Annotated in this window: 32 protein-coding genes; 16 read left to right on the forward strand and 16 right to left on the reverse strand. The window is 71.5% G+C overall.

Annotation, left to right across the window (positions count from 1 at the left end):
• Nucleotides 1-6: 6 nt before the first annotated feature.
• Genes ABWI07_RS02505 through ABWI07_RS02520 form a run of 4 tightly spaced genes read right to left on the reverse strand, consistent with a single transcriptional unit; the run spans nucleotide 7 to nucleotide 2,985 of the window.
• Nucleotides 7-795 (reverse strand): SDR family NAD(P)-dependent oxidoreductase, encoded by a 789-nt coding sequence (locus ABWI07_RS02505; protein WP_353817458.1) that lies wholly within the window; start codon nucleotides 793-795, stop codon nucleotides 7-9.
• Nucleotides 792-1,598, reverse strand: a complete 807-nt coding sequence (locus tag ABWI07_RS02510) for an SDR family NAD(P)-dependent oxidoreductase (protein WP_353817459.1) — start codon at nucleotides 1,596-1,598, stop codon at nucleotides 792-794. The genes ABWI07_RS02505 and ABWI07_RS02510 overlap by 4 nt, the downstream gene beginning before the upstream one ends.
• Nucleotides 1,595-1,831, reverse strand: a complete 237-nt coding sequence (locus tag ABWI07_RS02515; RefSeq protein ID WP_149262515.1) for a ferredoxin — start codon at nucleotides 1,829-1,831, stop codon at nucleotides 1,595-1,597. The genes ABWI07_RS02510 and ABWI07_RS02515 overlap by 4 nt, the downstream gene beginning before the upstream one ends.
• Nucleotides 1,828-2,985, reverse strand: coding sequence for a 3-ketosteroid-9-alpha-monooxygenase, oxygenase component (locus ABWI07_RS02520; protein ID WP_149262516.1), 1,158 nt, complete (start codon nucleotides 2,983-2,985; stop codon nucleotides 1,828-1,830). The genes ABWI07_RS02515 and ABWI07_RS02520 overlap by 4 nt, the downstream gene beginning before the upstream one ends.
• A gap of 143 nt (nucleotides 2,986-3,128) precedes the next feature.
• On the opposite strand from ABWI07_RS02520, the gene hsaA reads away from it, so the two are divergent.
• Nucleotides 3,129-4,295: a 3-hydroxy-9,10-secoandrosta-1,3,5(10)-triene-9,17-dione monooxygenase oxygenase subunit gene (gene hsaA / locus ABWI07_RS02525; RefSeq protein WP_353817461.1), complete on the forward strand. Its 1,167-nt coding sequence runs from the start codon at nucleotides 3,129-3,131 to the stop codon at nucleotides 4,293-4,295.
• Nucleotides 4,296-4,336: 41 nt separating this feature from the next.
• On the opposite strand, the gene ABWI07_RS02530 is transcribed toward hsaA, so the two are convergent.
• From ABWI07_RS02530 to ABWI07_RS02540, 3 genes are all read right to left on the reverse strand, one after another.
• Nucleotides 4,337-5,419, reverse strand: coding sequence for a ferritin family protein (locus ABWI07_RS02530; protein ID WP_353817462.1), 1,083 nt, complete (start codon nucleotides 5,417-5,419; stop codon nucleotides 4,337-4,339).
• 173 nt (nucleotides 5,420-5,592) lie between these two features.
• Nucleotides 5,593-6,759: an alpha/beta hydrolase gene (locus tag ABWI07_RS02535; RefSeq protein WP_149262519.1), complete on the reverse strand. Its 1,167-nt coding sequence runs from the start codon at nucleotides 6,757-6,759 to the stop codon at nucleotides 5,593-5,595.
• On the reverse strand, nucleotides 6,756-8,276 hold the full coding sequence (locus ABWI07_RS02540) for an FAD-binding protein (protein WP_353817463.1): 1,521 nt from the start codon (nucleotides 8,274-8,276) through the stop codon (nucleotides 6,756-6,758). Before ABWI07_RS02540 ends, ABWI07_RS02535 begins: the two co-directional genes overlap by 4 nt.
• A gap of 205 nt (nucleotides 8,277-8,481) precedes the next feature.
• On the opposite strand from ABWI07_RS02540, the gene ABWI07_RS02545 reads away from it, so the two are divergent.
• Genes ABWI07_RS02545 through ABWI07_RS02555 form a run of 3 tightly spaced genes read left to right on the forward strand, consistent with a single transcriptional unit; the run spans nucleotide 8,482 to nucleotide 10,735 of the window.
• Nucleotides 8,482-9,144: a TetR/AcrR family transcriptional regulator gene (locus ABWI07_RS02545; protein WP_235037178.1), complete on the forward strand. Its 663-nt coding sequence runs from the start codon at nucleotides 8,482-8,484 to the stop codon at nucleotides 9,142-9,144.
• Nucleotides 9,145-9,192: 48 nt separating this feature from the next.
• Complete coding sequence (locus ABWI07_RS02550; protein ID WP_149262522.1) at nucleotides 9,193-9,942, forward strand: SDR family NAD(P)-dependent oxidoreductase; 750 nt, start codon at nucleotides 9,193-9,195, stop codon at nucleotides 9,940-9,942.
• Between the two features lie 16 nt (nucleotides 9,943-9,958).
• Entirely contained in the window at nucleotides 9,959-10,735 is a 777-nt protein-coding gene (locus tag ABWI07_RS02555; protein ID WP_353817464.1) for an SDR family oxidoreductase, read from the forward strand.
• Nucleotides 10,736-10,805: 70 nt separating this feature from the next.
• Here the strand turns inward: ABWI07_RS02555 and ABWI07_RS02560 are convergent, their stop codons facing one another.
• The gene (locus ABWI07_RS02560) at nucleotides 10,806-11,726 is read right to left on the reverse strand and encodes a 3-oxoacyl-ACP reductase (protein ID WP_149262524.1); all 921 of its coding nucleotides are present in this window, start codon (nucleotides 11,724-11,726) and stop codon (nucleotides 10,806-10,808) included.
• Between the two features lie 174 nt (nucleotides 11,727-11,900).
• Here ABWI07_RS02560 and ABWI07_RS02565 point away from each other — a divergent pair, with 174 nt between their 5' ends.
• From ABWI07_RS02565 to ABWI07_RS02580, 4 genes are all read left to right on the forward strand, one after another.
• Nucleotides 11,901-13,499, forward strand: a complete 1,599-nt coding sequence (locus ABWI07_RS02565) for an acyl-CoA synthetase (protein ID WP_353817465.1) — start codon at nucleotides 11,901-11,903, stop codon at nucleotides 13,497-13,499.
• Between the two features lie 92 nt (nucleotides 13,500-13,591).
• Nucleotides 13,592-14,752 (forward strand): steroid 3-ketoacyl-CoA thiolase, encoded by a 1,161-nt coding sequence (locus ABWI07_RS02570; protein WP_353817466.1) that lies wholly within the window; start codon nucleotides 13,592-13,594, stop codon nucleotides 14,750-14,752.
• Between the two features lie 7 nt (nucleotides 14,753-14,759).
• The gene (locus ABWI07_RS02575) at nucleotides 14,760-16,937 is read left to right on the forward strand and encodes an acyl-CoA dehydrogenase family protein (protein ID WP_353817467.1); all 2,178 of its coding nucleotides are present in this window, start codon (nucleotides 14,760-14,762) and stop codon (nucleotides 16,935-16,937) included.
• Nucleotides 16,934-17,545, forward strand: a complete 612-nt coding sequence (locus ABWI07_RS02580; RefSeq protein ID WP_353817468.1) for a PaaI family thioesterase — start codon at nucleotides 16,934-16,936, stop codon at nucleotides 17,543-17,545. Before ABWI07_RS02575 ends, ABWI07_RS02580 begins: the two co-directional genes overlap by 4 nt.
• A 37-nt stretch (nucleotides 17,546-17,582) precedes the next feature.
• Here the strand turns inward: ABWI07_RS02580 and ABWI07_RS02585 are convergent, their stop codons facing one another.
• Nucleotides 17,583-17,927 carry a hypothetical protein gene (locus ABWI07_RS02585; RefSeq protein WP_353817469.1) on the reverse strand — a complete coding sequence of 115 codons (345 nt, stop codon included), beginning with the start codon at nucleotides 17,925-17,927 and terminating at the stop codon, nucleotides 17,583-17,585.
• The gene (locus ABWI07_RS02590; protein ID WP_353817470.1) at nucleotides 17,927-18,376 is read right to left on the reverse strand and encodes an ATP-binding protein; all 450 of its coding nucleotides are present in this window, start codon (nucleotides 18,374-18,376) and stop codon (nucleotides 17,927-17,929) included. The genes ABWI07_RS02585 and ABWI07_RS02590 overlap by 1 nt, the downstream gene beginning before the upstream one ends.
• A 99-nt stretch (nucleotides 18,377-18,475) precedes the next feature.
• Between ABWI07_RS02590 and ABWI07_RS02595 the strand changes: the two genes are divergently transcribed.
• From ABWI07_RS02595 to ABWI07_RS02610, 4 genes are all read left to right on the forward strand, one after another.
• The gene (locus ABWI07_RS02595) at nucleotides 18,476-19,285 is read left to right on the forward strand and encodes a helix-turn-helix domain-containing protein (protein WP_149262531.1); all 810 of its coding nucleotides are present in this window, start codon (nucleotides 18,476-18,478) and stop codon (nucleotides 19,283-19,285) included.
• A complete protein-coding gene (locus tag ABWI07_RS02600) occupies nucleotides 19,282-19,470 on the forward strand; it encodes a DUF397 domain-containing protein (RefSeq protein WP_149262532.1) in 189 nt (62 codons plus the stop codon). Before ABWI07_RS02595 ends, ABWI07_RS02600 begins: the two co-directional genes overlap by 4 nt.
• Nucleotides 19,471-19,542: 72 nt before the next feature.
• Nucleotides 19,543-19,731: a DUF397 domain-containing protein gene (locus tag ABWI07_RS02605; protein ID WP_353817472.1), complete on the forward strand. Its 189-nt coding sequence runs from the start codon at nucleotides 19,543-19,545 to the stop codon at nucleotides 19,729-19,731.
• 70 nt (nucleotides 19,732-19,801) lie between these two features.
• Nucleotides 19,802-20,083 carry a hypothetical protein gene (locus ABWI07_RS02610; protein ID WP_353817473.1) on the forward strand — a complete coding sequence of 94 codons (282 nt, stop codon included), beginning with the start codon at nucleotides 19,802-19,804 and terminating at the stop codon, nucleotides 20,081-20,083.
• Between the two features lie 34 nt (nucleotides 20,084-20,117).
• Here ABWI07_RS02610 and ABWI07_RS02615 read toward each other — a convergent pair whose 3' ends face one another.
• Nucleotides 20,118-20,303 (reverse strand): hypothetical protein, encoded by a 186-nt coding sequence (locus ABWI07_RS02615; protein ID WP_353817474.1) that lies wholly within the window; start codon nucleotides 20,301-20,303, stop codon nucleotides 20,118-20,120.
• A 418-nt stretch (nucleotides 20,304-20,721) separates the two neighbouring features.
• Here ABWI07_RS02615 and ABWI07_RS02620 point away from each other — a divergent pair, with 418 nt between their 5' ends.
• Nucleotides 20,722-21,198 (forward strand): Imm26 family immunity protein, encoded by a 477-nt coding sequence (locus tag ABWI07_RS02620; RefSeq protein WP_353817507.1) that lies wholly within the window; start codon nucleotides 20,722-20,724, stop codon nucleotides 21,196-21,198.
• Nucleotides 21,199-21,231: 33 nt separating this feature from the next.
• Here ABWI07_RS02620 and ABWI07_RS02625 read toward each other — a convergent pair whose 3' ends face one another.
• Together ABWI07_RS02625 and ABWI07_RS02630 are read right to left on the reverse strand one after the other, a co-directional pair.
• Nucleotides 21,232-21,693, reverse strand: coding sequence for a hypothetical protein (locus ABWI07_RS02625; protein ID WP_149262537.1), 462 nt, complete (start codon nucleotides 21,691-21,693; stop codon nucleotides 21,232-21,234).
• A gap of 4 nt (nucleotides 21,694-21,697) precedes the next feature.
• Nucleotides 21,698-21,973, reverse strand: coding sequence for a hypothetical protein (locus ABWI07_RS02630; protein WP_353817508.1), 276 nt, complete (start codon nucleotides 21,971-21,973; stop codon nucleotides 21,698-21,700).
• On the opposite strand from ABWI07_RS02630, the gene ABWI07_RS02635 reads away from it, so the two are divergent.
• Together ABWI07_RS02635 and ABWI07_RS02640 are read left to right on the forward strand one after the other, a co-directional pair.
• Complete coding sequence (locus ABWI07_RS02635) at nucleotides 21,941-22,042, forward strand: hypothetical protein (RefSeq protein WP_353817475.1); 102 nt, start codon at nucleotides 21,941-21,943, stop codon at nucleotides 22,040-22,042. The two genes, ABWI07_RS02630 and ABWI07_RS02635, sit on opposite strands and share 33 nt — an antisense overlap.
• 88 nt (nucleotides 22,043-22,130) lie before the next feature.
• Nucleotides 22,131-22,706 (forward strand): Type 1 glutamine amidotransferase-like domain-containing protein, encoded by a 576-nt coding sequence (locus tag ABWI07_RS02640; RefSeq protein ID WP_353817476.1) that lies wholly within the window; start codon nucleotides 22,131-22,133, stop codon nucleotides 22,704-22,706.
• Nucleotides 22,707-22,719: 13 nt separating this feature from the next.
• On the opposite strand, the gene ABWI07_RS02645 is transcribed toward ABWI07_RS02640, so the two are convergent.
• Both ABWI07_RS02645 and ABWI07_RS02650 read right to left on the reverse strand, forming a co-directional pair.
• Nucleotides 22,720-23,463 carry a hypothetical protein gene (locus ABWI07_RS02645; protein WP_353817477.1) on the reverse strand — a complete coding sequence of 248 codons (744 nt, stop codon included), beginning with the start codon at nucleotides 23,461-23,463 and terminating at the stop codon, nucleotides 22,720-22,722.
• Nucleotides 23,464-23,555: 92 nt separating this feature from the next.
• Nucleotides 23,556-23,963 carry a MerR family transcriptional regulator gene (locus ABWI07_RS02650; RefSeq protein WP_353817478.1) on the reverse strand — a complete coding sequence of 136 codons (408 nt, stop codon included), beginning with the start codon at nucleotides 23,961-23,963 and terminating at the stop codon, nucleotides 23,556-23,558.
• 89 nt (nucleotides 23,964-24,052) lie between these two features.
• Here ABWI07_RS02650 and ABWI07_RS02655 point away from each other — a divergent pair, with 89 nt between their 5' ends.
• Nucleotides 24,053-25,060, forward strand: a complete 1,008-nt coding sequence (locus tag ABWI07_RS02655; RefSeq protein ID WP_353817479.1) for an SDR family NAD(P)-dependent oxidoreductase — start codon at nucleotides 24,053-24,055, stop codon at nucleotides 25,058-25,060.
• Between the two features lie 131 nt (nucleotides 25,061-25,191).
• Here the strand turns inward: ABWI07_RS02655 and ABWI07_RS02660 are convergent, their stop codons facing one another.
• Complete coding sequence (locus ABWI07_RS02660) at nucleotides 25,192-25,698, reverse strand: DUF4240 domain-containing protein (RefSeq protein ID WP_353817480.1); 507 nt, start codon at nucleotides 25,696-25,698, stop codon at nucleotides 25,192-25,194.
• Between the last annotated feature and the right edge of the window lie 45 nt (nucleotides 25,699-25,743).

Here is a 25,743-nt window from a genome sequence, read left to right on the forward strand (position 1 = left end):
CGGGTGTCAGGACGGTTTCGGAAGCATTCGCTTCATCGCGGCGTGCGCCCCCGCGACGAGCTTCTCGCGAGGGAAGCCGGCGCGCTTGCGTGCCAGGTCGTAGTTGCCGCCCGCGACCCAGACCGGGCCGTCCGCCAGGTGTTCGAGGCCCTCGCGGGCGACGTCGTCGGGCTCGGCGACGTTCAGGCCCGGCATGTCCATGTTGAGGCCGGCGCGCTCCATCGCCGGGGTGCGGGTCACGCCGAGGACCAGTTCCAGGACGTCCACCCCGTGCTCGCGCATCTCCAGCCACAGCCCCTCGGCGAAGACGCGGCCGAACGCCTTCACCGCCGAGTAGATGCTGATCTGCGGCTGGCCCATGTAGCCGGCGAGGGAGCCGACCAGCAGGATGCCGCCGCGGCCCCGCTCCTTCATCAGCGCGCCGAAGTGGTGCGTCAGCGCGAGCTGCGCGGTGATGTTGAGGTCGATGACGCCCTGGAAGCGGTCCAGGTCGCCGGTGACGAACTCGTGGCCGTAGCTGTTCGCGCCCGCGTTGAAGACCAGCAGCCCGACCTCCAGGCCGTCGGTCACCTCGCGGACCGCCTTGACGGGGTCCGGGGCGACCAGGTCCAGTTCGAGGGTGCGCACCTCGACGCCCTTCGCGCGGACGGCCGCGGCCGTCTCCGCCAGCGGCCCCGGCTTGCGGGCGATCAGCACGAGGTTCAGGCCGGCGTCGGCGAGGCGGTGCGCGAAGGCCGCGCCGACGCCCTCCGAGCCGCCCGCGATGACGGCCCACGGGCCGTATCGGTCGATCATTGCTCTCCGTCCAGGTCCGGGGTCCAGGCGACGCCGTTGATGTGCGAGCCGCCGTCCGCGAACAGCGTGTTTCCGGTCAGGTAGCGGGCGTCCTCGGACGCCAGGAACACCGCCACGGGGGCGATGTCGGCCTCCGGGTCGCCGAGGCGGCCCATCGGGTTGGCCCGGTCGGCGGCCGCCTCGATCTCCGGGTGCGCGGCCGCCATCCGGCGGAACGCGGCGCTCTTGGCGCCCGGGCAGATCGCGTTGACGACGACGCCGGTCGGCGCCCACTCGCGGGCGGCCGTGCGGGTCAGCGTGCGGAGCGCCTCCTTGGCCGAGTTGTACTCGAGGGTCCCCATGTGGGCGTTCACGCCGTTCAGCGAGCACATGTTGATGACGCGGCCCCACCCGCGGGCCTTCATGTGCGGGAACGCGGCCTGCATCGCCCACAGCGGGCCGTAGTAGCCCATCGCGAAGCCGCGGGCGAGCTGCTCGTCGGTCTTGGCCTCCACCCGGCCCACCGTCCCGGCGCCCCAGGCGTTGTTGACCAGGACGTCCACCGAGCCCCACGTGTCGACGGCCGCGGCCACCATCGCGTGGACCTGCGCCTTGTCGGTGACGTCCGTCCGGACGAACCGGGCGTCCGCCCCGATCTCCGCGGCGACCCGCTCCCCGGACTCCGGGTCGAGCTCCGCGACGAGCACGCGGGCCCCCTCGGCGGCGAAGCGGCGGGCGATGCCGCGCCCGATGCCGTCGCCCGCGCCGGTCACGACCGCGACCCGCCCGGCCAGCCGGCCGCCCGCCACCGGACCGCCCGTCACTCGACCACCGTGATGGCGCCGTTCAGCGCGGCCTCCTGGATCGCCGAGCGGAGCGCCGGGCAGGTCGCGTGCGGGTCGTCCAGACCCGTGCACGCCTCCCTGGCCTCGGCGTTCCACTGGATGCTCGTCTGCTCCCAGCTCGACTTGCGCACCAGCACCTCGGCGGCGCAGCGGCGGCAGCTCACCGGCAGCAGCGGCCCGTCCAGGAGGCGCTCGTCCTGGCGGGTCGTCACGCCGACGCCCCCTCGGCCTCCCGGCGGGCCATGTTCGCGTCGACCTCCTTCTGCCAGGACTCCACCGGACGGGTCGTGTCGATCTCGTACTCGAACCGGTCGGTCATCTCCGGCGTGACGTCGGCGACGTCCACGTAGAACTGCTCGTACCAGCGGCGCAGCTGGTAGACGGGGCCGTCCTCCTCGCACAGCAGCGGGTTGTCGATGCGGGCCTTGTTCCGCCAGATCTCGATGTCCTGCTCGAAGCCGAGGAGGATGAACTCCGACAGCTTCTGCGCGGTCGCCTCGGCCGCCTCGGGCGGCAGCGCGTCGCTGTGCTGGACGATGATCCCCGAGTGCAGCGAGAACGAGTTCTCGTCGATCGGGTAGTGGCAGTTGATCAGGACCGAGTGCAGGTCGTACCCCTCGTAGTGGTACGTCAGCTCGTCGATCATGAAGGAGGGGCCGTGGTAGGACGCGACGGAGGTGTTGCCGAGCATCCGCGGCCCGCCGCCCCCGCCCTCTCGGCGCGCGTCCTCGCGCGTCCGGCCCTTCATGATCTGCGTGGCCGTGTGGCCCTCGAAGATGTTCTTGAAGTACGTCGGGAACGACTTGTGGATGTAGAAGAAGTGCGCCATGTCCACGACGTTGTCGATGACCTCGCGGGCGTTGGTGTGGACGACCGTCTCCGTCCAGCGCCAGTCGGTCCAGTCGTCGCGGGTGGCGCCCTCGATCACCGGGATCGTCACGTCCTCCGGCGGCTTGTTGCCCTCCGGGTCGTTCCAGACGAACAGCAGCTTGTCCTGCTCCATCGTCGGCCACGCGGCGGTGCGGGCCCGCAGCGGGACGCGGCGCGCGTAAGGGATCTTCTTGCAGCGGCCGTCGCCGCCCCAGCGCCAGTCGTGGAACGGGCACGCGATCTCGTTGCCCTTCACGGTGCCCTGGGACAGGTCCCCGCCCATGTGCCGGCAGTAGGCGTCCAGGACGTTCGTCTTGCCGTCCTCACCGGTGAAGACCACGAGCTTCTGCCCGAACGCGTCGACCGTGTGGGGCTTGCCGTCCCGGAACTTCTCGGCCAGCCCGAGGCAGTGCCATCCCCGGGCGAAACGGCGGTTGATCGCCTCCGCCTCGATGGCGCGGACGGCGTCCGACTCGGTTGCGGTCACGTGGATCATCCCTTCAGCGATGGACGGGTGATTCGAACGTTAGGTCGCAGGTCACCGTCCCGACCGCCGAGTCCCGGTGGCCGGGACGCGCGTCCCCGCGCCGACGCGCGACCATGGTCTCCTGCAATGGCCGTACTAGGAAAGGAGCGGGGATGAGCAACGAGGTCCTGGAGGCCGTGCGCGGACTGCTGCCCGGCATCGCCGAGCGGGCCCGGTCCGTGGACGAGAAGGGACGCATCCCCGCCGAGTCGATCCGGGAGCTGACCGCCGCCGGGGTGTTCCGGATGCTCCAGCCCACCCGGTACGGCGGCGCCGAGGACGACCCGGTCGCCTTCTACGAGGTGATCCGCGCGATCTCGGGGGCGTGCGGCTCGACCGGGTGGGTCGCCGCGGTGCTCGGCGTCCACTCCTGGCACCTCGGCCTGTTCGCCGACGAGGCGCAGCGCGAGGTGTGGGGCGCCGGCCCGGACACCCTCATCGCCTCCTCCTACGCCCCGATCGGCCGCCTCACCCCGGTGGACGGCGGTTACGAGGTGACGGGGCGCTGGTCGTTCTCGTCCGGCTGCGAGTTCGCCTCATGGGCGCTGCTCGGCGCGCTCGTCGTGGGCGCCGAGGGCCGCCCGGTCGACTTCATGACCGTCCTCGTCCCGCGCCGCGACTACGAGATCGCCGAGGTCTGGGACTCGATGGGCCTGCGCGGCACCGCCAGCGACGACATCGTGGTGGAGAAGGCGTTCGTCCCGTCGCACCGCGCGATGCGCAACTTCGAGCAGGCCCAGCTCCGCAACCCCGGCCGCAAGGTCAACACGGGCCCGCTCTACCGCATGCCCTTCGGGACGATCTTCACCAGCACCGTCGCGGCCAGCGTCATCGGGATGGCGTCCGGCTGCCACGACCTGTACGTGACCCGGATGCGCGACCGGATCCGCCTCAGCCTCGGCGGCGGCCGCTTCGTCGAGGACCAGTTCGCCCAGGTCGCCGTCGCCCGCGCCGCCTCGGAGATCGACGCGGCGATCCTGCAGACCGACCGCAACGTCCGCGAGATCCACGAGTACGCCGTCCGCAACGAGAAGATCCCGATGGAGCTGCGGCTGCGCGCCCGCCGCGACCAGGTCCGCGGCACCGAGCGCGCCATCGAGGCCATCGACATCCTCTTCAAGACCGCGGGCGGCAACTCCCTGCACCGCGGCAACGTCATCGAGCGCGCCTGGCGCGACGCCCACGCCGGCAGCGTCCACGTCGCCAACGACGTCGAACACGCCCTGTCCATGTACGGACGGGGCGAGTTCGGGCTCAAGGTGGAGGACAACCTGGTCTGACACCCGGCGCACGCCCTCGGGGGGCGTGCGCCGGGGCCGTGTCAGAAGTCGGCGCCCATCATGTGGTGCTGGCTCTGCTGGCCGTGCTGGCCGTGGTGCTGGCCGTGCTGGCCGTGCTCCTCGTGCTTGCCGTGGTGACCGTGGTGGTGGAGGTGCTTGAGCGCGTACGCGAACGCGCGGGCGTGGGCGGCCTCGTCACCGGCGATCTCGGTGAAGAGGGCCGCGGCCCGGTAGGCGCGCTCCTCGCGGGCGGTGCGGGCGAAGCCCGGGTACATCTTCGTGGCCTCGTAGGTCTCGCCGGCGATGCTCTTGCGCAGGTTCTCCCTGGTGCGGTGGACGTACCCGGCGAGGTTCGCCAGCTCGGCGAAGTGCTCGGTGAGTTCGACCGCGGCGGTCCGCTCGAAGAGCTGGGCGAGCTTCGGGCTGCGGGCCCTGGCGTGCTCGGCGTAGAGCGTGTAGCTCGCGTTCGCGAACGACTCGCCGCGCAGGGCCGTCTCCAGGTTGCGGAGCGTCCTCGCCGAGTGCACCTTCGGCTTGCCCGCGACGACCTTGACGGGGTCGATGGTCGGGCCCTCCGGGATCTCCCCGCGGTGATGCGTGATCGCGTAGAGCGCCTTCGCGAAGTTGCGGGCGTGCGACCTCTCGTCACCCGCGAGCTCGGTGAACAGGCGGGCGGCGTTGTAGTCCTTGTCCTCCCGCGCCTCCTTGGCGAACCGCGGGTAGGTGCGGGTGGCCTCCTCCATCTCGCCCGCGATGCTCCTGCGCAGGTTGGCGGCGTCGTCGCGGACGTAGTGGATGAGCTGCGCCTCCTTGGTGAAATGGTCGTGGAGCTCGGTGTGCGCGGTCTTCGCGAACAGGGCGCGCACCTTGGGCAGGCGCTCGTACCCGGCCTGCTCGCCGTAGAAGTGGTAGCTCGCATGCGCCAGGGCCTCGCCGCGCATCGCGGTGAGGGTGTTCTCGATGGTCCTGCGCCAGGCGATCGCCGTGGAGGTGGACGGCGACTCCGCGGCCGAGGCGGACGGCGGCTCCTTGGCCGAGGCGGTCGTCGCGGGGACGAGGGTCCCGATCAGCATCGCCGCTCCCGCGAGGCCGGCGCAGGTCCGGGTGAGCCCTGAGGTGGTCATCTTCTTCCTCTCAGACGGTCGTTCACTCCATGCAGTCGGACAATTACTACATGTAGTGAGCGGCGGTCATAAGCACCACCCGAATCGGGCCCATAGAGGGTCAAGTTGCTGCCTCGGGCGCGGTCCCGCCCGCGGTCCGGTGGACGGAACCGCGGGCGGGACCACGCGTGCGCTCAGCAGGTCGTGGACGGTGTCTCGCCCCTGCGGACGGCCTGGGCGAACGCCAGCGACGCCTCGAAGGACGCGGTGACGCCGCCCCGGTGGTCGGCGCCCTCGAACGTCCGGTAGGCGACGGTCCCGTAGCGCTTGCACAGGTCGGTGACGATGTTCCGCGTCGCGGCGGGGGAGACCTCGCGGTCGGCGGTGCCCTGGACGACCAGCGTCGGGACCTTCAGGGTCAGGCCCAGCGCCTCCTGCGAGTCGTAGTAGCTCTCGAACCGCGTCAGGTCGGCGTCCGGGCGGAAGACTTTGTCGAGCGGCAGGCTCGCGCCGAGCTGCCGCAGCTGCGCGAGGCAGGCGTTCGTCCGGCCCGCCTTGGCGACCGACGCGGCCTCGGGGGTCAGGAGGTCCTCGGGCGGCATCGACGGGTCGGCCGCATAGGCGCCGTTCAGCAGGACGAACAGGAACGGCAGCGCGGTCTCCGCCCCCGGGTACTGCGCCCTGACGTACTGCGCGGTCTGGCTCATGTTCGAGCCGGGCGCGATCGACACCGCGCCCCTGAGCCGGATGTCGCGGGGCTTCTGACCGGCCGCCGCCGTGTAGAGCGCGGCCTGCCCGCCCTGGCTGTGTCCGGCGACGAACCAGTCGCGTCCGATGCGGCGGTCGGCGCTGCGGGCCGCGCGGACGATGTCGGTCACGGTGTTCGCCTCGCCGGCCCCGTTCATGTACGGGTGCCCGCCGGGCGTGCCGAGGCCCTCGTAGTCGGTCTGGACGACGGCGAAGCCGTTCGCGACCCACCTGTCCAGGTACGACTCGGTGATCGACAGGTAGTCGTGGGCCGGACCGCCGGCCGTGTCCGCGGACGGGGCGCAGGCGTCGGCGGTCCCGGTGGTGCCGTGCGCCCAGCTCAGCACCGGCCAGCCGCCGCGCGGCGGGGTGCCCTTCGGGACGGCGACCGTTCCCGACACCGTGATCCGCTTCCCGCCCACGCCCTCGGAGACGTAGGTGACGAACCGGTTGGCGGACGCGCTGGGCAGCGCCGCCGCGTTCGCCAGCGGCCGGACGCCGACCAGCGTCCCGCGCTTCGCCGGAGCGGCCTGCGCGGGCGCGGCGGCGACCCCCGCCAGCGCGACCCCGGCCAGCGCGGCGGCCGCGACGGCGGCCCTTCCGGTGGATCTCACGTGTGGTTCCTCCTGATGTCCTGAACGGCGCGGTAGGCGAACGCCATCGCCGACCCGATCGGTACGCCGGGCCCCGGGTAGACGGGGCCCGTGAACGAGGCGCTGGTGTTGCCGGCGGCGTAGAGGCCGGCGATGGGGCGGTCCGAGCCGTCCAGGACCCGGGCGTCGGCGTCGGTGCGCAGCCCGCCCTTCGTCCCGAGGTCGCTGAGGACGACCCGCGCCGCGAGGTAAGGCGGCCGGTCGAGGGGCACGACGCACGGCCCGCCGCCGGAGAAGTACAGGTCGTAGGCGTCCTCGCCGCGGTGGAAGTCCTCGTCGGCGCCCTTGGCGGCGAAGCCGTTGAACCGCTCGACCGTGCCGGTGAGCGCGTCCGCCGGGACCCCGATCATCCCGGCCAGCTCGTCGAGCCGGTCCGCCCGGACCCAGGCGCCCGAGGCGAGCTGCTCGTCCGCCCGCAGCGGCGGGACGGAGACCGCCGGCAGGCCGTCCGACCGCGAGTCCCAGACCAGGTGGAACGGTCCCTCGGCGGCGGCCATCCGGCGGCCCATCCGGTCGTAGGGGAGGGACTCGTTGGCGAACCGGCGGCCCGCGGCGTCCACGATCAGCCCGCCGCGGAACCCGAGCGTGAACGCGGGCCCGCCGTCGGGGGTGACGAGGCCGGGGCAGAACCACGCCTGGTCGAGCAGGCCGGTGGAGGCGCCGATCCGGACGGCGGCCTCGATCGCGTCGCCGGTGTTCGCGCCGTCGGGGGCCATCGTCCAGCCCGCGCCGCCCGGCACGCCGTGCTCGGCCCGCAGCGCGGCGGACGCCTCGAACCCGCCCGCCGCCAGCAGGACGCCGCGCCGGGCCCGCAGCCGCACCGGGCCGTCCGCCGTCATCGCCGCGACCCCGGCCACCCGGCCGTCCTCGACGACCAGGTCCGTCAGGGCGGTGCCGGTGCGGACCTCCCCGGCGCCGGTCGCGGTGAACGCCAGCAGCAGCCGCCCGATCAGCGCCCGGCCCTGCGCCAGCGGCTTGGACGCGGAGTGCCCCCGGCCCGCCCTGTCCCGGTCGACCGGCGGCCGGACGAGGCCCGCCAGCTCCCCGAGCCGCTCGGAAGGCAGCTCCACCGGGACGAACGACCGCCCCATGTCGAGGCGTCCCGGCGCGTCGAAGTAGTCGGGGAACGCCTGGAACCGGAACTCGATCGCCGGGTCGCCCTCCAGGAAGTCCACCAGCTCGGGAGCCGTCTCCAGGAACGCCTCGCGGCGCTCCTCCTCGGCGTCGCCCAGCAGCGCGCGCAGGTAGGCCCGCGCGCCCTCGGTCGAGTCGGCGAGCCCGGCGCGCTCCTGCACCCGCGTCCCCGGCAGCCAGATCGCCGCGCCCGAGTACGCGGACGTCCCGCCGAGCAGGCCCGTCTTCTCCAGGACGGCGGTGCGCAGCCCTCCCGACGCGGCGGCGAGCGCGCCCGCCATCGCCCCGGCCCCGGAGCCGGCCACCACCACGTCGTACTCGTCGTCCCACCCGGCTCGTCCCATGTGGCAGCCCCTCCGACCTCGGGATCTCGGCGCGGCACACCGTAGAGCGCGGCCCGCGCCGGGAGGGGCGGACGGTCCCACTGACCGGTACGGACGTTCGCGGGGACGGCCGGGAGCCCGGATATTGTTCCCTGTCAGGACGGGAACAGCAGGACGGGACCGGCGGGACGAGACCGGCCGGACACGAGGGGACCGGGGGAGGACCGTGGCGAGGATCGCAGCGGGCAGGCTGTCCGCCGAGCCGAGCTCGCCGGAGCAGCACGACCGGCGCGAGCGCATCCTGCGCGCCGCGTCCCGCATCGGCGCCGAGAAGTCCCTCGAACGCGTCCAGATGCACGAGGTCGCGAAGGCCGCCGGGGTCGCGATCGGCACCCTGTACCGGTACTTCCCGTCCAAGGTCCACCTGTTCACCGCGGTGATGGCCAAGCAGGTCGACCGGCTCCGCGACCAGGTCACCGAGCCCGCGCCCGGCACGAGCCCCGAGGACGCGGTCGCCGACCTGCTGGTGCAGGCCAGCCGCCACCTCATGGCGCAGCCCGTGCTGTCGACGTCGATGCTGCACGCGTCCAACACCGCGCACGTCGCGACCGTCGCCGACACCGTCTACATCGACAACACGTTCCGGGAGATCCTGCTGCGGGCGGTGGGGATCGAGGTGCCGACCGCGCAGGACGTCACGCTCGTCCGGCTGCTGATGCAGTGCTGGTACGGCGTGCTCCAGTCGAGCCTGAACGGCCGCGCGTCCATGGCCGACGTCGAGAGCGACATCCGCCTGGCCTGCAAGCTGCTGCTCGCGCCCCGCTCGAACGCCCCGGGAGGCGGCGGCACGGGCGGCGCGCCGGACGGCGGGACCGACGCCTCCCGGTGATCGGGATGGTCCCGGCGGACGGCCCGCGGCGGCGGCTAGCGTGCCGCCATGAATCGCTTTGACGGCGTGAAAGTGCTGCTCACCGGGGCCGCGTCGGGCATCGGGCGGGCCACCGCGATCCGCCTGGCCGCCGAGGGCGCCGCGGTTTACGCCGTGGACGTCTCCGAGCCCGGCCTCGCCGAGACGGCCGCCGCGGCGGGCGGCCCCGGCACCGTCGCCACCCGCGTGGCGGACGTGACCGACGAGGCCGCCGTGGTCGCGGCCGTGGCGGGCGCGGCGGAGACGCTCGGCGGCATCGACGTCCTCGTCAATGTGGCGGGCGTCCACAAGACCACCCCGATCGAGACCCTCACGGTCGACGACCTGCACCGGATGTTCTCCGTCAATCTGGTCGGCACCGCCCTGTTCTGCCGCGAGGCGCTCAAGCACCTCCCCGACCGCACCGGCGTGATCGTCAACACCGCCTCGCTGGCGGCGACCCAGGGCAACCCGTTCATGACGGCGTACGCGGCGTCCAAGGGCGCCGTGCTGGCGTTCTCGCTGAGCCTCGCCGCCGAGCTGGCCGCCCGCCGCATCCGCGTCGTGCCGATCTCCCCGGGCGCCGTCGACACCCCGCTCACCAGGGCGCCGGGCATGTTCCCCGACGGGCTGGACCTCACCTACTTCAGCAAGATCCGTTCCTACTACGGCGCGGCCGAGCCCGAGCACATCGCGGCGGCGATAGCGTTCGCGGCCTCGTCCGACGCCGCCTACTTCACCGGGGCCGACCTCCGCGTCGACGGCGGCGCCCACACCTGAGAGGGGAAACCCCACCATGGCACGCACCATCGCCGTCAGCGGCTCGGCGTCCGGCATCGGCGAGTCCCTCGCCGGGATGCTCCGCGACGCGGGGGAGACCGTCATCGGGATCGACCGCCACGACGCGGACGTCTGCGCCGACCTCAGCGTCCCCGACGGCCGCGCGAGCGCGGTCGCGGAGACCCTGGAGAAGGCGGGCGGGCGGCTCGACGCCGTCGTGGCCTGCGCCGGCGTCTCCGACTTCACGGTCATGCCGGTCAAGGTGAACTTCTTCGGCGTCGTCGGGCTGCTGGACGGGCTGCGTCCCGCGCTGGCGAAGGCCGAGGCGCCGCGCGCCGCCGTGGTCGGCTCGATCTCCGGCACCCACCCGGTGGACGACGACACCGTCCGCGCCTGCCTGGAGCTGGACGAGCCGGCGGCGATCGCGGCGGCGACGAAGGTCGAGGAGAGCGGCGCCGGCGGCCGGCTCTACCCGTCGTCGAAGTCGGCGCTCGCGCAGTGGATGCGCCGGGTCTGCACCACCCCCGAGTGGGCGGGCGCGGGCATCCCGCTGAACGCGATCGCGCCGGGCGTCGTCAAGACGCCGATGACCGTCCCGCTGTTCGAGGACGAGGGCATGTTCGAGATCATGAAGGAGGCCGTCCCGATGCCGCTGAACGGCTTCGCCGGCCCCGAGGTGATCGCGGAGGCGCTGCGCTGGCTGATCTCCCCGGTCAACACCCACATGACCGGCCAGGTCATCTACGTGGACGGCGGCGCCGAGGCCACCCTCCGCGGCCCGGACGTTTTCTGAGCGCGACCGCCCGCGTGGAATACCGGTGGCCGCCCCTCGCGCCGAGGGCGGCCACCGGCGTTCGGGGGCATCAGTACTTGCTGGTGCCGGTGTTGTCGAGCGAGGCGACGCTGTAGGCGGCGTAGGTCCGGTGCGCGTCCCGCCCCTCGAAGTACGGGGTGATCTGCTCGCCGAGCTCCTCGACGGAGAAGACGCCCTCCGCGGCGGTGAACTTGTGCTCCACGGTCGGCGCGGCCATCAGCGCGACCATGTCGCCGTACACGACGAACACCTGCCCGCTGATCTTCTCCGCCGCCGGGGACGCGAGGTAGCCGACGAACGTCCCGACCCGCTCGGGCGCCATGGAGTCGAGCCCGCCGGGGGAGGTGCCCTCGGCGAACGTCGCCTCGGTCATCGCCGTCCGGGCGCGGGGGCAGATCGCGTTGGCGCGCACCCCGTACCGGCCGAGGCCCGCTGCCGTCGACAGCGTGAGGGCGACGATGCCGGCCTTCGCCGCCGAGTAGTTCGGCTGGCCCGCCGACCCGAACAGGAACGCCTCCGACGCGGTGTTGATCACCCGTCCGTAGACCGGACCGCCCGCGGCCTTGCTCGCGGCGCGCCAGTGCACGGCGGCGGCCCGCGACACCGACGCGTGGCCCTTCAGGTGGACGTGGATGACGTCGTCCCAGTCCGACTCCGACAGGTTGAACAGCATCTTGTCGCGCAGCACGCCCGCGTTGTTGACCACCACGTCCAGCGACCCGAACGTGTCGACGGCGGCCGACACCAGCGTGTCGCCCATCGACCAGTCGCCGACGTCCCCGGTCACCGCGACGGCCTGGCCGCCCGCCTGCTTGATCTCGGCGACGACCTCCTCGGCGGCCGGGCCCATGTCGTTGACGACGACGTTGGCGCCCCGCGCGGCCAGAGCGAGGGCCTCGCAGCGGCCCAGCCCCGCGCCCGCGCCGGTGACGACGGCGGTGCGGCCCGCCAGGGAGAGGTCAGCGTTCATCGGAGCCTCCGGGTCAGTGTTTTCGGGATCGTCCGCCGCGGAGACTAGTACGTATTCTAGTTCGCGGGCCCGGGGCGTCCCGCTGAGCGGATGTCCGCAGGTAGTGCGAGTGGCGGCGACCGCTGAGCGGGACATCGGTTGCCCGCTGATGAGAATGAATTCTAGTCTCGCGCCATGACGCTGAACCTGGCGACCCTCTTCGAGGCGGTGGCCGCGGCCGTGCCCGGCCGTCCCGCCCTGGTCTGCGGCGACCGCAGGCTGACCTTCGCCGAGCTCGACCGGCGCGCGGACACGGTGGCGCACCGGCTGCGCGCGGCGGGCATCGCTCCCGGGGAGCACGTCGGCGTCCACATGCTGAACGGCGCCGAGTACGTCGAGACGCTCCTCGGCTGCCTGAAGGCCCGCGCCGTCCCGGTCAACGTCAACTACCGGTACACCGACCGCGAGCTGCGCCACATCTACACCGACGCCGAGCTGGCGGGCCTGGTCGTGGACGCGGAGTTCGCCCCCGCCGCCGCCCGGGTGGCCGGCGACTGCCCCGCGCTCCGCCACGTGGCGGTCGTCGGGACGGACGGCGGCTCCGCGGCATGGCCGCCCCGGATCGACGTCACCGCGTACGAGGCGGACGAGTGCGAGCCCGACCCGTCCCTCCGGGAAGGCCGCAGCGCCGACGACCGCTACGTCCTCTACACGGGCGGCACCACCGGGCTGCCCAAGGGGGTCGTCTGGCGCCACGAGGACTTCTACATGGCCGCCGTGAGGGGCGGGAACCCCTACGGCGACCCGCACCTCACCGCCGAGTCCCTCGCCGAGGCCGCACGGGAAGGGTTCGCGCTCAGCTATCTGCTCACCATGCCGCTGATGCACGGCGCCGCCGCCTACACGCTCCTGATGGCTCTGTTCACCGGCTCCGCGACGATCCTGATGCGCCGCTTCGACCCGGTCGAGGCGCTCGGCCTGATCGACCGCGAGAAGCCGGTGATCGTCGCGGTGGTCGGGGACGCGATCGCCCGCCCGCTCGCGGACGCGATCCGCGCGCACGGCTCCCGCCACGACCTGTCGTCCTTCAAGGTGCTCGGGTCCGGCGGCGCGATCCTGTCGCGGAGCGTCCAGGAGGAGTTCGCCGAGCTGGTCCCCGGTCTCCACATCGCCAACGGCTTCGGCGCCTCCGAGTCCGGTGTCGACGGGAGCATCAGCGTGGGCGAGGACGGCCTCATGCGGCTCGCCGCCGGCCCGCGCGTCACCGTCATCGACACGGACATGAAGCCGATTCCGCCCGGCTCGGACGAGGTCGGCTATGTCGCCCGCTCCGGTCACGTCCCGCTCGGCTACCACAACGACCCGGTGAAGACCGCCCGGACGTTCCCCGTCATCGACGGCAGGCGCTGGTCGATCCTCGGCGACATGGCCCGCGTCGAGGCCGACGGCACGGTGGTCGTCCTCGGGCGAGGCTCCGGCTGTATCAACTCCGGCGGCGAGAAGGTCTTCCCGGAAGAGGTCGAGCAGGCGCTCAAGTCGCACCCGGCGGTCATGGACGCCCTGGTCGCGGGCGTCCCCGACGACCGCTTCGGCGAACGCGTCGCCGCCGTGGTCGAACTGCGCCCCGGGACGTCCGCCACCGCCGACGACCTGCGCGCCCACTGCCGGGCCCACCTGGCGGGCTACAAGCTCCCGGCCCTGGTCGCCTTCACCCCGGTGGTCCGCTCCCCGAGCGGCAAGGCCGACTACCGCTGGGCCGAACGCGTCCTCACCGGCGAGACCCCCACGGCCTGACTTCCGGCCCCGAGAACGCCGCCGCCGGACCACCGGCGGCGGACCGATCAGCTTGCCCCAGTTCAGCGTGTTCGCAGTGAAGGAGCGTCTTCATGCCCGAAGCCGTCATCGTCGACGCCGTCCGGACCCCGGTCGGCAAGCGGTACGGGGCCCTGTCGGGGCTCCACCCGGTGCAGCTGCTCGGGGCGACGCAGCGCGGGCTGCTCGAACGCGCCGGCGTGGACGCCGCGACCGTCGGTCAGGTCGTCGGCGGATGCGTGACGCAGGCGGGCGAGCAGTCCAACAACGTGACCCGCAACGCCTGGCTGTACGCCGGCCTGCCGTACCGGACGGCGTGCACGACGGTCGACTGCGCGTGCGGGTCGTCCCAGCAGGCCGTGCACATCGTCGCCGGGCTGATCGCGTCCGGGGCGGTCCACACCGGGATCGGCTGCGGCGTCGAGGCGATGAGCCGGGTCTTCCTCGGCCAGGCGCTCACGCCGGAGACCGGCAGCCCCGCGCCGGACGGCTGGGAACTGGACATGCCCGACCAGTTCACCGCCGCCGAGCGCATCGCGAAGCTGCGCGGCATCACCCGGGAGGACGCGGACGCGCTCGGGTTGGCGTCGCAGGTCAAGGCCAAGGCGGCATGGGCGGAGGACCGGTTCGCCGGGCAGATCCTGGAGATCGAGGCACCGGTCATGACCAAGGAGGGCCCCACCGGGGAGACCGCCGTCGTCACCTGCGACCAGGGCCTGCGCGACACCACCGCCGAGGCGCTCGCGGGGCTGAAGCCGGTCGTCCCGGACGGAATCCACACCGCGGGCAACTCCTCGCAGATCAGCGACGGCGCCGCGGCGGTGCTGCTGATGTCGGCGGACCGGGCCGCCGAGCTGGGGCTGCGCCCCCGTGCCCGGATCGTCGCGTCCGGGATGGTGGGCTCCGACCCGTACTACCACCTGGACGGCCCGATCGACTCGACCCGGCACGTCCTGGAACGGGCCGGCATGAAGCTGTCCGACATCGACCTCGTGGAGATCAACGAGGCGTTCGCGTCGGTGGTCCTGTCGTGGGCGTCCGTGCTCGGCGCGGACATGGACAGGGTCAACGTCAACGGCGGCGCCATCGCGCTCGGCCACGCGGTCGGCTCCACCGGCGCCCGCCTCATCACGCAGGCCGTGAACGAGCTGGAGCGGTCGGACAGGTCGACGGCGCTCGTCACGATGTGCGCGGGCGGCGCGCACTCGACGGCCACCATCATCGAACGGATCTGAGGAGCACATGACCATCGGACTGACCGAGGAGCACCGCGACCTGCGCGACGCCGTGCGCGCGTTCACCTCGCGGCAGGTGACCTCGGCGGCCGTCCGCACGGCCGTGGACGCGGAGCGGGAGAAGGCGCCCGCGTTCTGGGACGACCTCGCCGCGCAGGGCCTGCTCGGCCTGCACCTGCCCGAGGACGCGGGCGGCGCGGGCTACGGTCTGGTCGAACTGGCCGTCGTCCTGGAGGAGTTGGGGCGCGCGGTCACTCCGGGGCCGTTCCTCCCGACGGTGCTGGCGAGCGCCGTCCTGCACCGGGCGGGGCACGCCGAGCACCTGCCGTCCCTCGCAGACGGGAGCACGGTCGGCGCGGTGGGGCTGGACGCGGGAAGCCTCGTGCTGTCCCGCGCGCGCGGCGAGGCCACGGTGACCGGCACATCGGGCCCCGTGTTGGGCGCCCCGGTGGCGGACGTCCTGGTCCTCCCGGCGAAGGACGGCGACGCGACGGCCTGGATCGTGCTGCCCCGGGACGCCGCGAGAGTGGACGAACTGCCCAGCCACGACCTGACCCGGCGGCTGGCCCGGATCAGCCTGGACAACCTGACCGTCCCCGAAGCTTCGGTCCTGGACCTGGACACGCAGGCAGTACGCGACCTCGCGGCGGCGCTGTTCGCCGCCGAGGCGTCCGGTCTGGCCGACCGGGCGACGACGACCGCCGCCGAGTACGCCAAGGTCCGCGAGCAGTTCGGCCGTCCCATCGGGCAGTTCCAGGGCGTCAAGCACCGCTGCGCCCGCATGCTCGCGCACGCCGAGCAAGCCCGCGCGTGCGCCTGGGACGCCGCCCGCGCCCACGACGAGGGCCGGACTCCGGAGGCGTCGCTGGCGGCGGCGGTCGCGGGGGCCACCAGCGTCCAGGCCGCGTTCCAGACCGCCAAGGACTGCGTGCAGACCCTCGGCGGCATCGGCTTCACCTGGGAGCACGACGCGAGCCTCTACCTGCGCCGCGCCCAGACGCTCCGCGTCCTGCTCGGCTCCACCGCGTCCTGGCGCCGCCGCGTCGCCCGCCTCACGCTCGACGGCGTCCGCCGCGAACTTCGCGTCGAACTCCCCCCGGAGGCCGAGCAGGTCCGCGCCGACGTCCGCGCGGAACTCGAACCGGCGAAGGCGCTCACCGGCAAGAAGCGCACGGCTTACCTGGCCGACCGCGGCTACACGTCCCCGCACCTGCCCGAGCCCTGGGGGAAGGGCGCCGACGCCGTGACCCAGCTCGTCATCGCCGAGGAGATGCGCGCCGCGGGCCTGCGCGCCCACGACATGGTCATCGGCAACTGGGTGGTCCCGACGCTGATCGCGCACGGCTCGCCCGCCCAGCACGAGCGGTTCCTGCCCGCCTCGCTGCGCGGCGACATCCGCTGGTGCCAGCTGTTCTCCGAGCCCGGCGCCGGCTCCGACCTCGCGGCCCTCAGCACCCGCGCCGAGAAGGTGGAGGGCGGCTGGAGGATCACGGGCCAGAAGGTGTGGACGTCCATGGCCCGCGAGGCCGACTGGGGCATCCTGCTCGCGCGCACCGACCCGTCCGTCCCGAAGCACAAGGGACTCTCCTACTTCCTGCTGGACATGAAGTCGCCCGGCATCGACATCCGCCCGCTGCGCGAACTCACCGGCGACACCCTCTTCAACGAGGTGTTCCTCGACGGCGTCTTCATCCCCGACGACCTCCTCGTGGCCGCGCCTGGCGACGGTTGGAAGCTCGCCCGCACCACCCTCGCCAACGAACGCGTCTCGCTTTCGAACGACTCGTCCCTGGGCAGCGGCGGCGAGGCCCTCCTGAAGCTGGCGACGGACGCCGACGACGAGCGCCTCACCACGCTCGGCGGCATCCTCTGCGACGCGCAGTCGAGCAGCCTGTTCGGCCTGCGCACCACCCTGCGCTCCCTCGCCGGAGGCCAGCCGGGTGCCGAGTCCAGCATCGGCAAACTGATCGGCGTCGAGCACATCCAGCAGGTGTGGGAGACGGCCGTCGACTGGATCGGCCCCGAGGCCCTCTCCGGCGAGGGCGAGGGCGGGATGGACGACCCGACCTGGATGTTCCTGAACTCCCGCAACATGTCGATCGCGGGCGGCACCACCGACGTCCAGCTGAACATCATCGGCGAGCGCCTCCTCGGCCTCCCGCGCGACCCGCAGGCGGCGTCATGACCCTTGATCTGCAGGCCGAGCTCCAGGCGACCGGCGTGGACGCGGCCGCCGCGGCGGCCCGCCGCGTCCTCGACGCGCTGGTCCGCTCCGGCGACCTCTCGGGTGCCGACATGTCCGACGTGGCCGACCGCCTGAACGCCGTGGCCGACGATCTGGAGGCGGCGGCCCCGCCGCTGCGCGACCGCCTGGTGCACATGTGGCGCGGCGACGGCAACACCCGCCACGACCCGGTCACCGGCCCGGAGAACCCGATCGCCCCGCCCCTCGAATACACCGCCGCCGACTCCCGCACCATCGAGGCCACCGCGACGCTGGGCCTGCCCTACCAGGGGCCGCCGTCCAGCGTCCACGGCGGGATCTCGGCCCTCCTCCTCGACCACACCCTCGGCGTGGCGAACGGATGGGCGGGCAAGTCGGGCATGACGGCGGAGCTGACCCTGCGCTACCACCGCCTGACGCCCCTCTTCGAGCCCCTCACGATCAGCGCCCGCCAGGTCTCCGTCAACGGCCGCAAGATCCGCACCGTTGGAGCGATCCAGGCCGGCGGCCGGGACTGCGTGACCGCCGAGGGCCTCTTCATAGCCAAACACCCACCCCGCCCCCGCTGACCCGCACAGATGCCCGATGCGCGTGTTGCCTGCCAGGTCACCAGGTGGAGGGGAACATGCGGTGCTTGAGGAGCGAGTCGACCTGCTCGGCCGCCGCCTCGACGTCCCCGCATGGGACCAGGTAGCCGAACCGTCCGCGCTGTGCCCGGTGGTATGCCCAGCCGCCCGGGACGGCCCGCACGCTCACCACGACCCCGACGTCCTCGGCGACCCCGCTCGCGTAGATCCAGAGCAGCGGCACCGGCATCGGAAACTCCTCGGGCTCATAGAGCCTGACGCACCGCCACCCCCGTGCACCGACCGCCCCGGCGAGCATCTCCAGGAACCGCACCGCCGTCCGGTGTCCCCGGCGGGTACGCCACCTCAGCAGGAGCCGCTCCATCAGAAGGCCACCCTCGCCCATACCCACTTCCCGTTGGGCTCGGTCTTGGTGACCCCGCACTCTGAGGCCAGCGCCTGCACGATCGGCAGGCCCCGCCCCCGCGTTCCGGCGTCGTGCCCCGGTTCGAGTGCCAGCGCGTCCGGGACGATGTCGTCCCGGGACAGTTCGACGATCGGACGCAGTACGGGCATGGCATCGGACGAGTCCCACACCGCGAGCAGGACGGTTCGCACCTCTCGCGTAAGCCTGACCCGGATCTCCCGGTAAAGGGTGGCCTCCGCCGCATTGGCGACCAATTCCCCGGCCACTTGGTAAACGTCCCCGCTGATCCTCATGAGCCCCCATTCGCGAAGCCGAGCCCCCGCCAGCGTCCGCACCAACCCCGCCGTCGACCGCGCCGCAAGACACCGAATGTCCAGCTCGCCGGAATTGATAGTGCTATTTCCCATATCCGCCTCCTTTCTTTCCGCCTGTTTCAAGGGCAGAGTTGCGCGGTCGTGTTTAGGGTGTGGGGTATTCGTTGACGCCGTGTACTGAGGAGGTCGGCGATGGCGCCCGTGCCGGGTATCGATCCTGACGACTCACTCTGGTCTTGGCTGGCCTTCGACCTGCGCTTCTATCGCGAAGGCAGGGGATTGACACAGGTCGAGGTAGGCAAGATCCTTGGTGTCACAAAGCAGCAGGTACACAACCTTGAAAGTGGCATCCGAAAGCCCAACAAGATGCAGACCCAAACTCTGGACGCGGCGTGGGGTACCGGAGGGCACTTTGCTCGGCTCCGCAAGTTCGCCGAAGAGGGGCATGATCGAAACTGGTTCAGGACCTTCGTCCTCTACGAGGCCAGAGCGCGCATGATCAAGGCTTATACCTCATCGATCGTCCATGGGTTGCTGCAAACCCCCGACTATGCCCGAGCGCTGCTCGCTGCCGGCCACATAGGCGATGTTGAGGCCGCGCTCGCGGCGCGCATGTCTCGGCAGGAGGTGTTGAGGGGAGAGCGCCCGACGGAGATGTGGGTCCTCATTAACGAGAGTGCCCTGGAGCAGCCGGTCGGAGGTCCAGTGGTGATGCGAGGCCAGCTGGCTCATCTCTTGGAGGTTAGCTGCTGGCCTAATGTCGTTTTGCGGGCCGTCCCGCGCCAGGTTGGCGCCCACATGGGACTGGACGGATCGTTCACGGTCATCTCGACCAGGAGCGAGAGGGTCGCCTACCTGGAAGCGTTCGGCGGTGGCAGGCTCGCGCAGGAGTCCGCAGAGGTGGCCGACTTCGCCTTACGGTTCGACCGCATCGGGGCAGATGCGTTGTCTCGGAGTGACACCAGAATGCTGATCGAGAGAAAGATGGAGGACGTGGTATGAGTCAGTTGTGGCGAAAGGCGAGCCGGAGCAACACCCAAGGAAATGAATGCGTGGAGGTCGCAGACCTCGGTGGCCAGGTCGGAATGCGGGACAGCAAGGCGCCCGAGGCCGGTCACCTCGTTCTCACGCCTGAAGCGTTCGGGCAGCTGGTGAACTGTTTGAAGCAAGACGACCGAGACTTCTGACCGCCCTCTACTTGAGCGAGACTCGGTGGGCCGAGAGTCCTTCGTGCCCTGTCTCAGGACGAGGATGTGCTCATGACGATCTGGCGAAAGAGCAGCTACAGCGGTGCAGGTGGCACAGAGGAATGTGTGGAACTGGCTTCCTTGAGCCACGCGGTCGGTATTCGGGACAGCAGAGCGCCGGAGATCGGTCATCTCATCCTCGCTCCTGAGGCATTCGGGCTGCTGATGGACCGCTTGAAGCGCGACGTTCAGGACTCCTGACACCGCGAGCTGGGATCGGTCGCAGCCGACCTGCCCGAACGGCTGCTGGGCGCTGGTGTTGTTCTCGGCCATGACCCACCGCGGTGAACACACCGACGCGGTGGTCCTGGGACGGATCCGCGTCCCCGACAGCACGACCGAGACCACCCAGGTGCACCTCGAACACCGGCCGCGCGACACCGTCTGGCGCGAGGACGACCAGCAGGCATACCTGGGCAGCGGTCCCCGCGCCATGGCGGGCCTCCGCAACCTGGCCCTAGACCTGTTCAGCATCCACGGCGTCACCAAGATCAATGAAACCGTGCAGGCCATCGGCCGCCGTCCCACACGAGCAACCCCACTGATCACATAGCGTCACGGTCACCCATCAGCCAACGGCCGCTAGATCAGAACGTGGCGGTCCCGACGACTCCGGCGCCGGCCACGGCCTCGCCCTGCACGGCGGCGCCGAGATCAAGACCGATGAGGAGACCTGCGTCCAGTTGACCGGCCAGTGCCTGCAAATGGACGGCGCTCGCACCGACGGCGGCGACGGACACCGGGCAGGTCGTGCGCACCGACGACAGCTTCACCGTCGCAGGCCACATCATCCTCGACCCGTCCTCACCGCCGAATGCGACAACCCGAGAGGCCACGGTAACGAAGGTCTCGAGTACGCGGTCCGCGCGGGAATCTGCACGAGGAATCCGGACTGGTGCGGCAAGGCGCCCGGCATGCCGCCGATCAAGGAGGGGGACCGGCTCCGCGCTCGCCAGGATCCTGGCCAAGGGGCTTCCCGCCGGGCTCCGCAGCGGTTGGAACGCGCGGAAGAGTTATCAGGTGTACCTGGGCTATGACAAAAGCGGAACGGACGTATACGTCGCTATCGCGAACAACCTTGGGAAGTGGCAATCGAAACAGCGGCGTGGCGAGTACTACAAGCGTGCCGTAACATGGGGTTGAGGCGTGGCTTAAGTCTAATGGCTACCAGGTGGGTTCGAAGTGGCGAACATGGAGATATTGAAACCGTCCCGGCGGAAGCTGCGGGGAGGCGACGTCTTCGCCTTCCGCGTCCCCCAGGCCGGCGAGCATTTCATGTTCGGCCGGGTGATCAGGGTCGACATGCCGATGGGAGATTCCCCCATGCCGGGGGACAACCTCATCTACCTCTACGGCCACCGTTCGGAGGAGAAGGCCCCCGAGTTGGGAGCGCTGACGGTGGACGACCTGCTGGTCCCGCCGAAGTTCATCAACCGGCAGCCCTGGCTCAAGGGCTTCTTTGAGAACGTCGTGCACGCGCCGCTGGAAGACAGTGACGTGCTCGCCTGGCATTGCTTCTACAATCCGGTGAGAAAAGTTTATGTCAACGATCGGGGCGATGTGCTCGCCGAGCGCATCGAGCCCTGCGGTTTCTTCGCTTTGGACAGCTATCTGACGCTCGACGACGCCATCAGTGAGGCCTTGGGTGTGGCTCCCGCGAGCGACTGAACACCGGTATTTCTAGTTAGCGGGGTCCGGTGGTCAGCGGATCGGCTGGTCCCACAGGATCTCCACCTTCTTGAGGTGGTCGCGATCCGCCAGGCAGGCGTAACCGGACCGGTTCGCACCGATGTCACCGGCGAGTAGCGGCGACACTGCGGCGATACTGTCGGTCTCGAAAGGGGCTTTTCCGGGAACCTGCACCCGCACACGGACGCGGTAAAAGTGGGTGTCGTTGATCTGGGCGCGCTCACCGCGCACGCCGAGGATCTCGGCGGTGCAGTCGACCGCGTGGGCGCGGGCCACCTGGCTGCCGGTTATCTCATGATTCACCGAGACGACCAAGGAGATCCCCCACCCGCATCCCGCAGCGGCGAGCAAGAAGATCAAACCACCGATCGCCACCTTGGGCTCGCGCTCGCGCAGCCCTCCGACCAGGCCGAACAGCCCGAGAGGGACCAGCGCCAGCACGGGGATGCTCAAAGCGACGATGATGAAGGCCACGAGGTCAAAGTACCTGGATCTTCAACTCGCGCTTGGCCCGGATCGCGCTTGATCTGGCCTGCACATGGCCCGCGAATGGTGGCACACGCCTGCCTTCGCCATCGAGCGCCCGGACGAGCTCCGCGCCCTCGTCCTCGGCCTCGTCGGCCGGCTGGCCGATGGGGCCCGCCGTTCGCCCACCGGCTGATCCGGCGGCGGGACGGCTCAGCCGCGTGTGGAGGTCGCCGCCCTTGGTGGTCGTGTCGGCATGCGGGACAGCAAAGCGCCAGAGGCCGGTCATCTCCTCCTCAGCCCGCAGGCGTTCGGAGCGCTGATGGACCGCTTGGAGCGCGACGATCAGGTTTCCTGACCGCTGCCCTACGGGGAGCCCCGGCTGTGGTTGGGGCTCGGCCGTGACGGAGGCGCGGTTGTTTCTGGGGTCGGCTGGGTTGGGGGCGTTGCCCGCCTGGTTGGGCTCGCTGCCAGACGTGCCGCGCCGGGCGGTGCTCGTCCCCACGGCGGCGAATCCGCTGCCGTCCGCTCCGTTCGTCCGTGCCGCCGCCGACCTGCTCAAGGCCGAGGGGCTGGCGGTGGACGTCCTCGATCTGGAACGCGCCGCTGGTGACGGCGTCCGGCGCGTGCTGGACGGGGCTCAGGTCGTCTTCGTCACCGGTGGTTATCCCGTGTTCCTGCTGGAGCATGTCCGTCGCAGCGGGTTCGATCGCGTTGCCGCGCCTGCCGTCGCCGACGGGTCTCTCGCCTACGTGGGGATCTCGGCCGGGGCGGCTCTCGCCGGGCCGGATCTGCGGCCGCTGCAAGCCGCGGACGACCCCGGAACCGTCGACTCCACCGCCGGGCTCGGCCTGGTCCCGTTCGTCGTGCTGCCCCACCGAAACCGGGGCAGGGCCGCGCGCCACGACCGCCTGGCCCGCGAGCCCGGCCGCACGGGGCGCGTGCTGTCGATCAACGACGACCAGGCCGTCAGCGTCACCGGCGACGGCTTCGAAATCCTGGAGTCCGGCTGCTCAGCTTGAAAGGCGGCCCGTCCTAACGGCCGATCCCCAGGGCGGTGTGGGCGTTGCAGCCCTGCCCGGCCTCAGCCGGGGACGGAAGCCATGCCTTCGTCTTGCCCGGGACGACCCTGGCGAGGACGCAGCGCGATTTGCCCGGAGGCGCCAAGCCGGTGACCAGGGCCACGCCGACGGCGAAGTCCGATTCGGCCTCGGTCTCGATCCTGATCGCGGGGTGCAGGCCGAGCTTCGCAAGCGCGGCGCGGACGTCCTTCTCCTCAACACCCCGGCCTGAGGGAAGCGTATTCACCTTGGGCAGGGCTTGCTCGATCCGCGCGACGGAGATCGGCGGTGCCTCGGGCCATGGGGCGAAGGTCAGGGGAGTTCCGGTAGGGCAGGGGGTTCGCGGCGGGAAGGTGTTCCACTCGCCTGGCCCGCCGTCGAAGACCAGCTCGAAGCAGCGGTCGGCGGTGACCCGCCCGGGTCCATGGAACAGCCCCTCGCTTCGTTGTGCGATACCGGAGAGCCGCACGGTCACCCGGACGCCGCGCGGATCGCCGGTTCCGGCACCCGACACCTTCAGGACCTCGACGTCCTTGAGGTCCGCGATGTGGTGGCCGATGTCGTCCGCCTTGACCAGACGGGTGCCGTACATGGCGTTGCCCACCTGCTTGGCCTTGTCGCGCGCGTCGTCCGCGGCGTTATCCTCGGCCGTGGTGTCCGCGCAGCCGGCGGCGGCCAGGGCCGTGACGGCGAGGACCGCGATCATGGTGAGTCGCACCGGTCGACTCAATCACACCGTGAGATGCGGGCCTCGGTCCGGTCGGCCGTCGCGGTTCGCGCGGCTCTCGCGGGAGATGCCCGAGCCGTAGGTCATGCCTCTTGCGGTCGCGGTGGTGGGGGGTCCGCGGGGACGGGGCCGAGTCGCTCCAGGGCGGTGGCGAGGATCGCGTCGAGCGCCTGCTGGGCGGTCCTGAGCCGGGTGATCGTCCCGGCGATGCGGGAATGCTCCTGCCGCAACCTGGTGATCGTGGTCGGACAGGACGACGGCACCATCCGCCCCTCCTCGTCGTGGACGCAGGGCAGGAGCTGGGCGATGGTCGTCGTGGGGAGCCCGGCGGCGAGCAGGGCGCGGATGTGGCGCACCGCCGCGACGTCGGCGCCGGTGTACTCCCGGTAGCCGTTGGCCAGCCGAACCGGGTGCAGCAGGCCCTGCTCCTCGTAGTACCGCAGCAACCGCCGGTTCACCCCCGTCGTGGCGGCGAGCTCACCGATCCGCATGCTTCTCCCCTCCGGAGTTGACCCTCACACGAATGTGACGCCTTAGCGTGCCGAATATTCCCGACCGAACGATTTCGAGGAGGCGCAGAGTGTCCGGAGCGGTGGTCATCGCAGCAGGTCCGGGGATCGGTCAGGCGGTCGCGCGCAGGTTCGCCCGGGAGGGGTATCCGATCGCCCTCATCGCCCGCGGCGACGAGACGCTGCGAGCCGCGGCTCGCGCGGTCGGGCCGAGCGGGGTGCCGGTCGTCACCGTCGCGGCCGACTGCGCCGACGAGGACGCCCTGCGGGGAGCCCTGGACCGGGTCGTCGCCGAACACGGCCTGCCCGACGTCGTGGTCTACAACGCCGCCGTCGTCCAAGGCGACGCGCCTGGGGAACTGCCGGCGCGCGCGCATCTGGAGGCTTGGGCGGTCAACGTGGTGGGCGCGCTCACCGCCGCCGACCATCTGGCTCCTGCGATGGCGCGCCGCGGAAGCGGATCGATCCTCGTCACAGGAGGCATGCCCGAGCCGAAATGGCAGTACACGAGCCTCTCCCTGGGCAAGGCAGGGGTCCGGACACTGGTCCGAATCCTTGACCAGCGGTACGGGGCCGCCGGAGTGCACGCCGCCAGCGTCACCGTCGACGGGCCCGTGGCGCCGGGTACCGACTTCGACCCCGACGACATCGCCGAGCACTACTGGCGCCTGCACGTCCAGCCGCGGCACCGGTGGGAGCACGAGGTCCTGCACACCGAACGGCAGGCGCCGACCGGCGTCCTCGCGGAGCTGCTGGACGCCTGGCGGCGCGCCTTCGACCGGCACCGGCCCGCCGAGCTGGCCTCGCTCTTCAGCCCGGACGCGCTCTTCCAGGGCACCACCCCCTCCCTGCGCCGGGGCACGGCGGAGATCGCCGGCTACTACGGCGACGTCCCCGAGGGCACCACGGCCAGGGTCGACGTGCTCGGCGAGACCCGTCTGAGCGAACGCCTGGTGAGCGGGTTCGCCGAAGTGACCTTCACCGCCGCCACCGGTGAGGACCGCCGCGTGCGGTTGTCACTCGTCGCCGAACACCGCGACGACGCCTGGCTCATCCGCCAATACCACGCCGCCGGGTGACAATCGGGCAAGAGGGACACCGACCGGGTGCGGGCGTCCGGTTCCGACGCCTCCAGCGGGTCGACGCCTTGAGGTCCGCCTCATTCCGACCGGTGTCGATCAGCCGGGTGCTGTTCGCGGGGTCGGCGGCCTCAGTCCGGCCAGCCCTCCCGGTTCGAGCAGCTCTCGCGGGAGATGCCTGAGCCGGTGTCGGGGAACGTTCCGAAGCGTTCGTGGTGGACGTGGGCGAAGAAGTAGCACATCGACTCGCAGTCGGCGTCCAGGATGGCGACGCGGGGGTCCGCGACGACCGCCGTGTAGTAGTCGCGGCCCATGGCGACGATGAAGCCGCGCGCGTAGAGGAAGCCGTCGTCGGAGCCGTCCGTCACCTCGTGGATGTCGGCCCGGTCGATGTCGTGGAGGAGGCGCTCGCACGCCCGGTCGAGGTCGGTCAGCTCGTCGGCGGACAGGTCGCGGGCGGCGGCTTCGAGGTTGCCGAGGAACGCGTCCAGGGCCTTCTCGACCACGGAGTTCTCGGGCATCTCCCAGGCGTCCGTTGACGGATCCCGGGTGGTGAGGGCCCGCCGCGCCGCACCGACCTCAGCGCCCAGTGGCGCCCACGCGGCTTCGATCAGGTCCCAGAAACGCTCGTCGGTCATGGCGGTCACCCAACCAGGGGCCTCCGACAGTTCTCCGCCTTCTTG

It is taken from the genome of Actinomadura sp. NPDC000600, assembly GCF_040492135.1.
Classification (GTDB): Bacteria; Actinomycetota; Actinomycetes; order Streptosporangiales; family Streptosporangiaceae; genus Spirillospora.